At 36.0% G+C, this 11,969-nt stretch carries 9 protein-coding genes, 2 tRNA genes and 4 pseudogenes; 10 read left to right on the forward strand and 5 right to left on the reverse strand.

Annotation, left to right across the window (positions count from 1 at the left end):
- Positions 1–88: 88 nt before the first annotated feature.
- A tRNA-Asn gene (locus ACFIJ7_RS05335) sits at positions 89–163 on the forward strand.
- Between the two features lie 1,391 nt (positions 164–1,554).
- On the opposite strand, the gene ACFIJ7_RS05340 is transcribed toward ACFIJ7_RS05335, so the two are convergent.
- The 3 genes from ACFIJ7_RS05340 to ilvA form a co-directional block, all read right to left on the reverse strand.
- A complete protein-coding gene (locus tag ACFIJ7_RS05340) occupies positions 1,555–2,937 on the reverse strand; it encodes a DEAD/DEAH box helicase (RefSeq protein WP_375644767.1) in 1,383 nt (460 codons plus the stop codon).
- Between the two features lie 292 nt (positions 2,938–3,229).
- On the reverse strand, positions 3,230–3,760 hold the full coding sequence (locus ACFIJ7_RS05345; protein ID WP_375636234.1) for a hypothetical protein: 531 nt from the start codon (positions 3,758–3,760) through the stop codon (positions 3,230–3,232).
- A 35-nt stretch (positions 3,761–3,795) separates the two neighbouring features.
- Entirely contained in the window at positions 3,796–5,073 is a 1,278-nt protein-coding gene (gene ilvA, locus ACFIJ7_RS05350; protein WP_375636212.1) for a threonine ammonia-lyase IlvA, read from the reverse strand.
- Positions 5,074–5,220: 147 nt separating this feature from the next.
- Between ilvA and ACFIJ7_RS05355 the strand changes: the two genes are divergently transcribed.
- Positions 5,221–5,306, forward strand: a tRNA-Leu gene (locus ACFIJ7_RS05355).
- A 255-nt stretch (positions 5,307–5,561) separates the two neighbouring features.
- On the opposite strand, the gene ACFIJ7_RS05360 is transcribed toward ACFIJ7_RS05355, so the two are convergent.
- Complete coding sequence (locus ACFIJ7_RS05360) at positions 5,562–5,714, reverse strand: hypothetical protein (protein ID WP_375636210.1); 153 nt, start codon at positions 5,712–5,714, stop codon at positions 5,562–5,564.
- 525 nt (positions 5,715–6,239) lie between these two features.
- Here ACFIJ7_RS05360 and ACFIJ7_RS05365 point away from each other — a divergent pair.
- The 6 genes and pseudogenes from ACFIJ7_RS05365 (at position 6,240) to ACFIJ7_RS05390 (ending at position 9,016) form a co-directional block, all read left to right on the forward strand.
- Positions 6,240–6,506 carry a hypothetical protein gene (locus ACFIJ7_RS05365; protein ID WP_375644768.1) on the forward strand — a complete coding sequence of 89 codons (267 nt, stop codon included), beginning with the start codon at positions 6,240–6,242 and terminating at the stop codon, positions 6,504–6,506.
- Between the two features lie 208 nt (positions 6,507–6,714).
- Positions 6,715–7,061: pseudogene (locus tag ACFIJ7_RS05370) on the forward strand (hypothetical protein).
- Positions 7,048–7,554: pseudogene (locus ACFIJ7_RS05375) on the forward strand (hypothetical protein). Before ACFIJ7_RS05370 ends, ACFIJ7_RS05375 begins: the two co-directional pseudogenes overlap by 14 nt.
- Before the next feature lie 463 nt (positions 7,555–8,017).
- Positions 8,018–8,256, forward strand: a pseudogene (locus ACFIJ7_RS05380) (hypothetical protein); the annotation flags it as partial.
- A 171-nt stretch (positions 8,257–8,427) separates the two neighbouring features.
- Complete coding sequence (gene ssb / locus ACFIJ7_RS05385; RefSeq protein ID WP_375636206.1) at positions 8,428–8,880, forward strand: single-stranded DNA-binding protein; 453 nt, start codon at positions 8,428–8,430, stop codon at positions 8,878–8,880.
- A 10-nt stretch (positions 8,881–8,890) separates the two neighbouring features.
- Positions 8,891–9,016, forward strand: coding sequence for a hypothetical protein (locus ACFIJ7_RS05390; RefSeq protein WP_375636237.1), 126 nt, complete (start codon positions 8,891–8,893; stop codon positions 9,014–9,016).
- Here ACFIJ7_RS05390 and ACFIJ7_RS05395 read toward each other — a convergent pair.
- A pseudogene (locus ACFIJ7_RS05395) lies at positions 8,968–10,093 on the reverse strand (helicase-related protein); the annotation flags it as partial. The gene ACFIJ7_RS05390 and the pseudogene ACFIJ7_RS05395 overlap by 49 nt on opposite strands.
- Positions 10,094–10,548: 455 nt before the next feature.
- Between ACFIJ7_RS05395 and ACFIJ7_RS05400 the strand changes: the two are divergent.
- The gene (locus ACFIJ7_RS05400; RefSeq protein ID WP_375636204.1) at positions 10,549–11,157 is read left to right on the forward strand and encodes a fumarylacetoacetate hydrolase family protein; all 609 of its coding nucleotides are present in this window, start codon (positions 10,549–10,551) and stop codon (positions 11,155–11,157) included.
- Between the two features lie 130 nt (positions 11,158–11,287).
- On the forward strand, positions 11,288–11,788 hold the full coding sequence (locus ACFIJ7_RS05405) for a LysE family translocator (protein ID WP_375644769.1): 501 nt from the start codon (positions 11,288–11,290) through the stop codon (positions 11,786–11,788).
- The last annotated feature ends 181 nt before the right edge of the window (positions 11,789–11,969 follow it).

An 11,969-nucleotide genomic window follows, 5' to 3' on the forward strand; every position in this document is an offset into this window, starting at 1 on the left:
ATCATATTTTTTTAAAAAAAGTAATTTTATCCTTTGCAAATCAGTATTGCTTTGCTATAGCCTTTTCAACTAAATGATTGGGCACCATTCCCCGGTAGCTCAGCGGTAGAGCAACCGGCTGTTAACCGGTTGGTCGCTGGTTCGAATCCGGCCCGGGGAGCCACATTCTTTTCTATCACAAATAACTTATTGGTTTTCCATATGTTTTTTTAAGTGAGGAATTCGTTAATAAAAGTGAGGGAATAAGGTTTTTACTATAAAGTAGAAACGCAATATCCTACGGGATGTATTTTTTTCAATGAACGCAAAAAACCATTGATTCATTTTAAAATAGCACAAATAAGATTACTTTTTTCAAACTACCGCGCCTCTATCAGAGAGCACTGCAATTATTTGCACATTATAAAATAGGGCTTCTTTCACGAGAAGGAATTATTAAGCTCCATCAGCAATGAAAAAGATCTCATATAATTTTTGTCCAAGGAAAAAATGATTTGTACTCCATAAAGCAATTAAACTTAAAAACCTGCTCATGAAACAATCATTTTGAAAAATGGAAGAAACAACAATCAGGGCATATATTATCTCCATACACCCCACATAACCGCCTCCCCATCTTAAAAGCAAAAAACATCAAACAAGTCTGTAAACATTCCGGCGTCTTATCTAACAGGTTGTTCCTCCTGCTAACCAATTCAACGCTTTACAAACAACCTTGCCTTGGATATTTCATCCCACTGTCATAAAACATTTAATACATAAAGTCTTATAGGCTTTATATCCCCCCAAATAATAGTGTTTTACAATAAAAACCAAGATAACAAGCTAAATTGTTAAGAATCCTGAGAAAGCCTTCAGAAATCATGCCATTCTTGCTATTGCATTATGCAGTCACACGCTTTTCTAAAGAGATGTCTCTTAAATTCCCCCCAAGCCCATTTCACAATGACTCCCGTAAATGATATAAAATGAAATCGATTAATCATCCCATCTTTATTTATAATAAAAGCCATACCATCATACTATTTTCCAACTCTCAATCTTAGCAATACCCCTTGCCTTTGAAAGAGTTTATAAGAATCATTTTATTTATTTCTCAAATGTTTATCTATACGATAATTTCACATATAACGTGCAAATGAATACTTTTGATTGATCCACATAAATAGCTTCAAAATGAAAAAAATTACGATATAATGAATTATTCAATATATAAAACAATGAGTTATTATTAGAAATAAATTTTTAAAATTAAAAGTTATCATTAAAGATAAAACACATCTTTTAAAAAATAATTTTATATAAATAAAATCTATTTTCATTCCCATTTTAAAAAATGGAAATAAAGAAAATAAATAATCGCCTCTACAGTAATAATTTCTTTTTAAAAGATTTTTAAATAATCCAAACACTTAGAGGTTTTCATTTTTTAGAAATGAAAACCTCTAAAAGACCTTCTTATTTTGGCAAGAATATTTTATACCTCTTTTCAATTGAGAACAAATCAACAAAAGTAAAAAATCTCCAGTACATAATCTTTTCTCAAGACTTTATCTAGGCAGCCTTCTTAACTGATTTTCGAAAACGAAAAGGCTTTGCACGCTTTGGCACCGCTTTTGCTTTTTTATGCCTCTCATTTGGAGATGAAGAATTCTTCCGCTGCAACTGTGCGGCATCATCTTTTCGACCTAAAAACTGTTTTTGACGTTTAGATTTTTTAAAACGGCGTTCCTTATCGTTTTCTTTTTCTCTACTTTCTGGCACAATTGGCTTTTCTGGAAACGCTGCAAATTGCTCTGGAACTGACTCAGCCACCAATTTCATACGAATCAAGCGCTCTATAGCACGCAACCGTTCCCTTTCTATCTTCTCATCAAAAAGTGTAAGTGCTTCACCAGATGCACCATTACGTCCTGTACGACCGATACGATGTACATAACTTTCAGCTTCATCTGGTAAGTCATAATTAATAACGTGGCTTATCCCTGGTATATCAATACCGCGTGCAGCAATATCTGTTGCCACAAGGATCTGCACAGATCTTTCACGAAAAGCTTTTAAAGCAGACTGGCGAGCACCTTGTGATTTATTCCCATGAATCGTTGCGACTGAATATCCTATCTTTGCCAAACTACGTGTAACAGAATCAGCCCCATGTTTAGTTCGGGTAAAAACAATAACCGAATTAAAAGCTGGATTTGTCAAAAGTTTACTTAAAACATTCTTTTTTTCATTCGTAGGAACACAATATAATTTTTGGCAAATCTCTACAGCCGTAGTACCTTGAGGAACAACTTCAATTTTAACAGGATCATTGAGTAAACATTTTGCAAGCACAGCAATTTCCCTCGGCATTGTTGCAGAAAAGAGTGCTGTCTGACGCTCTTGATGCAAAAGCTTTGCAATTTGCTTGACATCATGAATAAACCCCATATCCAACATACGATCTGCTTCATCCAAAATCAAAAAACGAGATTGGGAAAGATCAACACACTTTTCACGAACAAGATCTCTCAAACGCCCTGGAGTCGCTATCAAAACATCCACCCCTGCTTCCATACGTTTAATTTGTTTTAAACGTGACACGCCCCCAAAAATAAGACATGTTGAAAGATGAGCTCCCTTCGCCGCAGTGCGAATCGTTTCATCAATCTGGACAGCAAGTTCACGCGTTGGAGCTAAAATCAAAGCGCGTGCAGTTTTAGGACAGCGTTTATTACCCAAAGCCAAAATCTGACTTAAAATAGGTAAACCAAACGCCAAGGTTTTTCCAGAACCTGTCTGAGCAACACCTAAAATATCATGTCCTTTCAACATCATTGGAATAGCTTGTTCTTGTATAGGTTTAGGTTTACTCATCCCAGCAATGAGTAAATTTTTAATCAAAAGAGTAGGCAAACCTAACTTTGTAAAAACATTTTCTTCGTTTATAGGCAAAATACAATCTTTCCTCAGCTGAAGAACTCAAAACAAGTAACCAGCTGAACTTTCCACTCAAGAATCCGCGCAAGAGAAATCCCTGACATTTTAAATGAAGCAACGCTTAAAAAGCAGCTTGCGCAACTCATGAGCACCTTGAAATCAAGATAAAGGCGTATAAATTTCACTTTACAAAAAGCCAACAAACCAGCCTAAATGCCTTCATCCCCATTATCCTTGGATTATGATAAAAAAGCAAGAACTTTACGAAATACATTTATCATGAATAAAAAAACAATATTTAGATCGTTTACTTTTTGATGATTGTGTCCATCGGTAAATGTACCTTGATAAAATCAGGATAAATCTCGAGAAAAACTGGGTTTTGTAAAGTTTTTTGACCGCCATAAATTAAATACCATTGAGTTTTATCAAAAATCGCCAAAGTTTTATATCGAATGATGCGATCCTTCATCTCAAGAACTGTTGGAATTAAAGCATACAAAGTACCGTTATCAGTTTGTAAATACTCTATATTTTCTTTATCTAAATAATAAGCACCAGAAGGCAAATCCTCAAATTTCCTATGCAACTGTTGAAGAAAATCACTACGTAAAGCACTCTCTGTTGTATTCAATCGATGTGCCATCTCTTTATAAAGTCGCTCAGGCATATAACGAGAAATAGGTGTAAAATCCCTATTTTTTATAGCATTATTGACATCAACAACAACTCTTGAAAGTTCAGCTTTTTGTATTATTGTAGGCTGAGATGCTAAACTCTGTTGATTAACAATCAAAAAGAAAAATAGACTCAGCACCAAATAAAAAATAGGTTTCATCATTGTACTTCTTGTTTTAGTAAAATTTCAGTTCCTCAAATAACGAAATCAAATAACGTTTGATCATCAGTAATATCACGATAACGCCAACCTAACGCTTGAAATTTTTCCTCTAAAAGGCAAAAATTACCGTATTTTTTTGTTTCAATCGCAACCAATACAGAACCAAAGTTTCTCGCTGATTTTTTAAGATATTCAAAACGTACGATATCATCATCTGGTGATAATGTGGAAAGAAAATGACGCAATGCACCAGGGTGTTGCGGAAAACTAAAAATAAAATATTTTCTCAACCCTTGGAAACGTAAAGAACGCTCTCTAATTTCTGGCAAACGCTCAAAATCAAAATTACCTCCTGAAATAACGAGAAGAATTTTTTTCCCCTTTAACTCTTGAGGAGGAATACTGTTAAGCGCATCAATCGATAAAGCACCAGCCGGTTCAAGGACCACACCTTCAACATTAAGCATTTCAACCATCGTAGAACAAACACGATTTTCAGGAACCGTAATGACAGAATCAGGAGAAAATTTCTTTAGAATTGTATAGTTTAGCGCACCAATTTCAGCCACAGCAGCACCATCTACAAAAGTGTCAATATTTTCAAGCTTGACGCGTTTTCCACTCTCCAAACAAGCAAGCAAACTTGCAGCTCTTTGCGGCTCAACAAAACGAAGCTTTGTTTTCCAACCATATTCATGTAAAAACTTGCTCACCCCACTTGCCAAACCACCACCCCCTACCGGCACAATCATCAAATCTGGCTCACTTTCTCCATTGAGTTTTTTCCATTGTAAAGCAGCTTCACAAAGCACTGTTGCCTGCCCTGTAATAATGCGAATATCATCAAAAGGTGGAGCCATTACACCACCGCTCTCTACGACAAAGGATTGCGCAGCTTCATAACATTGATCAAATGTTTCACCAATCAAACGAATATCAATGAATTCTTTACCAAAAATACGTGTTTTCTCAATTTTTTGTTGTGGCGTTGTCATAGGCATAAAAATCACGCCTTTACGTTTAAAATAACGACAAACAAAAGAAACCCCTTGCGCGTGATTCCCTGCTGAAGCACAAACAAATGCAGAATCTGGTGATAGACTGCTCAGCATTTCTGAAACAAAATTGAAAGCACCACGAATCTTATAAGACCGCACCGGTGTTAAATCTTCACGCTTTAAATAAATTTCTGCATCATACTTTTGACTAAGAAAATCATTTCTTTGAAGTGGTGTTTCAGCAAACACGTGATGCAATCCCACCATAGCTTTTGTGACGTCTTGAATAAATTGACTCATAACACTAATCATTTCATGCTTTATTTACATTATAAAAGCTTTTTCTAGCGATAAAGAAAACTATTGTCAGTCAAAATTTTACTAAAAAAATGAAAAATGTTTCTTTTGTCATTAATTCTTGATTCAATAAAAGATATAGCTTATGAGAGAACTCTCATCGCGGACGTGATGAAAACGGTAAACATAGCAGACTTAAAATCTGCCGGTCAAAGACCTTGCGGGTTCAAGTCCCGCCGTCCGCACCAGACTGTCTTAATTCCCCTTATTTTCCAATGATTTATTAAAAATCAACAAAAATTAAACCACCTTCTAAACCACCTTTCGCAACTCCATTATAACGCTATCAGACGGCACCGCGATGATGCTAAAATACGAATCATTGCTGCTTTTTGAAGTACCTTTTTAGCACTTTGACCTCCTCCTCGTCTTTTAGGGTGGAGAGGCAGTCAATCTCTATTTCCTCATCCTTAAGGATGAGGAAATGAGTCATGTTTTTAACGTTAAGTAGCTTTCACAACAGGGCTTGGTAAAATTCGCTTAACTTCTGTTGTAACTGATTTGTAATGCTTAAGCTCTTTTTCGAGGTCATTTGCATCTAACAAATGCCTCATCATCAATCCTAAGATTTCTCCAACACCAGCAGCACCATTCACGCTCTTAACAGGAGTAAGATAATATGAAGAAAAGGAAGTGAGGTATGAAACGGAGATAGATCTGAGTTTAGTAGAAGCAGTTGTTATCTATTTTATTGCTAATTTTGGGGTGGCTCCTACTCTTCATGACTCTTGTAAAACAATGCAAAAGCTCAGAAAAAAGATAATAAAGAAGCTGAAATTAATACGTACACAAAAAGATGTAACTCAAAAACAAGAAGAATAAATTCGAAGATTAACTGCTTCCAAGATTATTTTCCTCGAATGGCAGTAAAAAATTTAGCCAAAAAGTAGTTTCAAGTATTTTCTCACAAACATTTTTTCAAGACAGGCAATCACAACACGCTCTGTCATAGCGCACATATAAATACGCAACAGCCTTAATGGGGGAATATGATCATCAATGCACAAACCATTCTCTGCCTTGATCTAGATACCTAGACAGGCTGGACAATTTCTCGTGTAGACAGCAATATAACAAGTAGCACTGTCAATTTTGAATCCTCTCGTTTTGAAGGCGATGGTATGCGCTATTTGCGTTTTCAGCAATGGCTTACAAAAATGAAGGTAACAACAGATAAAGGCAATGCCTCAAAAGAAGAAATGATTAAGACGGTGTATGCAAAAGGACATGCGCTACAAGATCACTTGGAAAACAGTCTTTTGGCGAAAGCCAATCTTGTACGCAAAGCTGTTTTGAACACCCGTGAAAAAAGGCTGAAAGAAAAGGCAATGAAAGAGGATTCAAGACCACTCACGTTGGTTGAAAAGCAAAAGCTTGAAGGGATTTAAATGGTCTTGGAGGAACAGTGAAAAACATTGCAGGTTAGCAAACTAGTGAAAAGTGCTGATCGTTTTGTGATTAGATGTGCATTTAAATCGACATAAAGGCACCGTACACAGCGATTTAAGATTTTATGATAAAAAATTTATAATATAAAACGCTCTGTACGGTCAAATTTGAGGCAAATAGACAAATTTGTAAAATTAGGATTAAAGCATGTTCATTTTAAAACATCTATTCTTAAAAAACCGTAAACAGCCCATGCGAAAGAGGTTTGTTACAACAGCAGTGGGATATACACCATGGAGGATGGGGCAGAGGAGTATTTTTACAAGCTCTACGAATATGAAGACGGTACAAGAGAGTGTGAAAAATTTGATGCTGATCAGTATTACAAAACACCTAAGAATGCGGATTTTAGTACCAAAGCACAAGTAAAAGCATGAGTTTACGGTGGTGCTATTCTAAAAAACATTCTCAATTACGAACCTCTTATAGACGAGATCAACAGAGAGATCAAAAAATTATCGAAAACCGCAGGAAATAAATATGTTTACAGATAAGCAGCTAAGAGCCTTGTTTGGCATTATAACTTTTATATTTTTATGTTTTTTAGGAATTAAAAAAATCTTTACTTTATTCAGAGTATTTTGACATTCGCATCTGTTTCTTTGGTAATAGTCACAACTGTTTTTGCAATTTTATGCAATTCCAATATTCCTTCTGAATTGCAGAGCAACCCAAAATACAAATGCGGAAATACAACAGGTTGGGTGAAACTAACACGTGATTTACACCAGTATATGCACAGACTCTTAAAGCTAATAAGTTTAGCGCTTGTCGTTTTAATTTTCCCAAGTAGTTATAAAGAAACGGTCTCTTTACCTATCATTTCTAAGTACTTGGAGCATAAGCTTTCTTTTCCATTGGATACTGGTACTTAGATATTGCTCTTTAGTACTCTTTTTAGTCTGTGTATTGTTTCTTATGTTAAGCACACGCAATTTAATAAACATGTCCATTTACGCACTACAGTGCTCAGTTAAAAAGCCATAGTAAAATTTCCGATTTTATAATTTTTTACAAAGAATTCATTCTTATGACCTTATAGATAGCAAGCTAGAAAAAGCGATTTATATTCAATTAGGTAAGTATAAAAAAGAAAAAATTGCAAAGTCATGCTATTAAGAAAGTATCAAGTGTGTAGAAATACTTATAGTTAAGCGGATAGGTTACGAAACAGCCTCTCCCATGCCTTTAAAATACTGACTATCTTTTGTGCTTGTGAGGACATATAATGATTTTGTCGGGTGTGGTTATGTCATACAAGACCCTTTTTAGGGGAAAGCATAGCGACGGACTTAACGCCGTGTTTTCAACGCCCAGTGCCCTTATAGGGTGTCAATTGAAAACTCCATTACGTTAAGGATTACTAGTATGAACGCTATAGTTAAAAATCAAATGACCTCCATTATTGCTACTGTTGCAAATGATACCCCCTCCTTTCAAAAGCACGCTCTTGCAAAAAAAATATGAATTAACAAATGAAATGAAAACAGTGAAAGATCTTTTAAGTGATCGAGTTCGAACCATTTATCGCATACGTGCATTAAGAGACTTTGGTAATGTAAAAGCGGATGACTTGGTGGTTTTATAGAGCATGAGGGCAATTTAAGTCACGAAGGGAATTGCTGGGTTGGTGGTAATGCATGGATTTATAATGATGCCTATATTTCTGATAATGCTCAGGTTTGTGGTCAATGCTAGCATTTGTGACACTATGCTTTTAAACAGCAAAAAGAAAGCCATGTCATTTGCGTGATGTGGCTTTATGTTTATCAAAAGATAAAAAACATAATTTTATATGTTAAAAAATAATAATATCATTTTGAAATAATTGAAAAAATTATTAAAAAAGTAAGTGAAAACATGCTAAATAAAGTGATGTTAATTGGCTATTTAGGTGCTAATCCCAAAAGCAAAACAATGAATTCTGGTACAGAAATAGTCAATTTTAGTATAGCGACTTCTGAGAGCTATGTAGATAAAAAGACCAATCAAAAAGTAGAAAAAACAGAATGGTATTCAGTTGTGATTTTTAATCCACATTTGGCAAAAATTGCACTTCAATATCTAAACAAAGGTTCAAAGGTTTACGTAGAAGGCAAATTACAGACACGCAAATGGCAAGATAAAAATGGGTATGGCCGTTACTCAACAGAGATTATCTTGCCACAATTTAAAGGCGAATTATATTTACTTGATGCAAAGAAAGATCAATCGGCATCCCCTACTCCTTCATCCATTACTACCCCAAATTATGCTATCGTTTCAGGTGCTGCTGATCATAGTGCATCTCTTAATGATGCTATCCCATTCTGACTGATAAAATATGGCAAAGAGAAAAAACCGTACAAAACGCGGACGTCCTCGAATTAAAGGATGTATCAGAGAACCAAACGGACGCATCTCACGAGCAAAAACACTGGCAGGTACCCCAACGGGTAAAATGATATAGCCTCTCTTTTTTCTCCTTGCACGACGCATGATACGCCCCACCGCCTGTATGACATCTACATGACTTTTATGGGGATGTAAAAACATAACCCGCATCAAAAACAGGGACATCTACTCCTTCAGAGAGATATCTTACATTGGTGAGCAACCACGGACAAACATTCTCCCCCGCATCTTCCTTAAGCCAATCAAGGGCTTTATTACGTTCTTTGGCACTTTGTGTTCCATCAATATGAGCAAATTTACAGTCAAAAGGCGGAGTCTCTTTATGGACCTTATGAAGATCATATAATTCTTTCTGTATTTCTTTAGAATTGAATGTATCACGGATACGTTTAGACCTATTGATATCTTTACAAAAAGCCAAAGCCCGACGCATGAGATTTGGGTTATCACTCAAGTCAACCTTCAGATCTATTTTAGCAAGGGCTTGATAACAGCCTATGATCTTGGTTTTATCGTCAAGAATAAGTCCATAATTCTCATCTGTTATCAGATGTTGAATGGATTGACTTACTTCCTCTTCATCAACACCCAAAATAATAATCTTATAAGGAGATAAAAGTTCATTCTTAACGGCTTTTGAGAGAATGTATAGATATAAAGCTCTTTTCCATAGAGTTCTTCATCATCCATAGAAGCCAGAACGGCATTGATCTCATTGGCTTGCTTTTTGGCATTATCCGTAAAGGCCTTGGGGATTGCTGTCATGTACAGACGTTTTTTACCCCGAATGATGCTGTTATCGTGAACCTTGATAAATTCAGATTCACGTTTGTCTGTTCCCAACACAACCCCAGTCGTACGGTGTACTTCATCACAAATGATCAGATCAAATTCGGATAAATCACATTCCTTTTGCTCATCCGCAATCACTTGGATTGATTGGTAAGTAGCAAACACCACGGTCATTGCATGTGCTAAGGCTTTATTTGCTTTTTCTCAAAGTTTTTGAGCATCAGTTGGTAGCTGGTAGAGCGAGATCTGAAACATCGAGTTCGACAGCATCATCTTGTGTTTTACGACGCTTGCCAATTCATATATCAGAACATACCGCAAAGGAAAGCAAGGGGACTTGTGCAGGTGTAAGCGCCCTCGCATTAGTATTCCGGAAGCCTGAAAGTACTGAGTTTGAATCAGCTTTTTTGCTTTTAGTGCTCATCGCACTTGGACATAGCAAAATCTCCCAGAATTCCGATACACCCACAGAGTGGGCTCATTTTTATGATCAAACTTTAGGGCTTTCAGACCCTACTGATCGCTGCCTAGACAACCAAAAACACCTTTAAAGTATTAAAGGAATTTCACGCGATTAGCAACCAAAATGAAAGCAGTGTTTCTTATCTCTCAAAAACTGTAAGATTAGGCACTCTTCAAAAGAGAGACAATGCTAAGGGCTGTCATCGTGGTTAGTTATCAACCCACACAATGCCTCTTGTTCAGAAAACGCACAACACGAGATAAGAAAAAATGTTGTTTGCAAAGTTCTCTCTTGCCTATACAAAGAAAAAATAAAAAATTTGGAGGGCTCCTATGATAAATGACATTTACTGTGTTGGACTCAATTATGTTGAACATGTTCATGAACTAGGCAATACTGTTGAAAATGAACCCGTTATCTTTAGCAAGCCAAACAGTTCACTCATCTTAGGCAATGAAATTTATCTCCCTGATTTTTCCAAAGAAATCCATTTTGAAACTGAAATTGTGCTCAAAATCTCAAAGGACGCTTTCATGGTCACAGAGGAAGAAGCAGAAAAATGCTATGATGCCGTAGCAATAGGTCTTGATCTCACAGCGCGGGATTTGCAAACAAAACTGAAAGGAAAAAGGCTTCCCTGGCTTTTATCGAAAGGATTTAAAGGCGCTGCATACGTCTCTGACTTCATAAACAAGGAAAAAATAAACAACCCAATAACCTTTGCAATGAAGTTGAATGGCGAAACAAGACAAGTTGGCAATACGAAAAATATGATCTTTAGCTTTGAGAAGATAATCTCATTTTTAAGTCACTACATTCAGCTAAGACGTGGTGATCTCATATACACAGGCACTCCACAGGGTGTCGGAAAACTTTCTCAGTTTGACAGAATAGAATTGTATCTCGAAAATCAATTAATTTCAGAGCTAAAAGTAAAATGAATCATCAAATACTGACCTTTTTCATTGTTTCATTTTTTTTAGTCATCTCACCGGGGCCGAATATGGCCCTTATCATCGATAATGCAACGAGATTAGGAAGAAAGAACGCATTTGTAAACGTTTTAGGATTGTGTACAGCAACATATGTGCATGGGGGGCATTTTCCATACTAGGTGTATCAGCGCTCATTCTCAACAACAAAACGCTGTTTTTTTTAGTAAAACTCATGGATGGCAGCACTTTATTATACATGGGCTTTAAATCAATTAAATCTGGAATACACAACTTAAATTCAAAAGAAAGAAGTTCAACGAATGAAAAGCATGCTACGAGTGAAACAAAGCTTTTAACCAGCTACAGAGACGGCTTTCTGACACAAATACTAAACCCCAAAGTATCAATATTCTATATAGCGGACTTCCCGAAATTTTTATCTTCTGGTGGTGGCATTAAAAAAGGCTTTGAACTTGTAACCATACATTCCTTCAACATCTTTGCATGGTTTACCTTGATGACCATTTTTATATCATTTGCCAGCTCCGCTTTAAAAAAGCAGCGAATAAAAGGTGCGATTAATATAGCGACAGGAACAGTTTTATCTCTGTTTTCTTTTTTCATTTTCTTTGGATAGTTTTATCTTTTGATAACAAATTGCAAAGCTAATAAAGCAATCTTTTTCTGATTCTGTCTCTCACGATGAATAGCTCAACCTCTAACAGAGCTTATACAATCCCCAGTTTTTTCTTTGTATAACTGAATTACGCTGCATTTCTTTATCATAGTCTCAAGGATTTTTGTGTAAACGATGTGAA

It is taken from the genome of Bartonella sp. MR100HLJHH (assembly GCF_042194215.1).
In the GTDB taxonomy this organism is placed as follows: Bacteria; Pseudomonadota; Alphaproteobacteria; order Rhizobiales; family Rhizobiaceae; genus Bartonella; species Bartonella grahamii.

Excerpts from the sequence above, each read along its gene's own strand:
- ACFIJ7_RS05345 (WP_375636234.1), bottom strand. The coding sequence starts at position 3,760 with ATGAAACCTATTTTTTATTTGGTGCTGAGTCTATTTTTCTTTTTGATT.
- ilvA (WP_375636212.1), bottom strand. The coding sequence starts at position 5,073 with ATGATTAGTGTTATGAGTCAATTTATTCAAGACGTCACAAAAGCTATG.
- ACFIJ7_RS05365 (WP_375644768.1), top strand. The coding sequence starts at position 6,240 with ATGCGCTATTTGCGTTTTCAGCAATGGCTTACAAAAATGAAGGTAACA.
- ssb (WP_375636206.1), top strand. The coding sequence starts at position 8,428 with ATGCTAAATAAAGTGATGTTAATTGGCTATTTAGGTGCTAATCCCAAA.
- ACFIJ7_RS05390 (WP_375636237.1), top strand. The coding sequence starts at position 8,891 with ATGGCAAAGAGAAAAAACCGTACAAAACGCGGACGTCCTCGAATTAAA.
- ACFIJ7_RS05400 (WP_375636204.1), top strand. The coding sequence starts at position 10,549 with ATGATAAATGACATTTACTGTGTTGGACTCAATTATGTTGAACATGTT.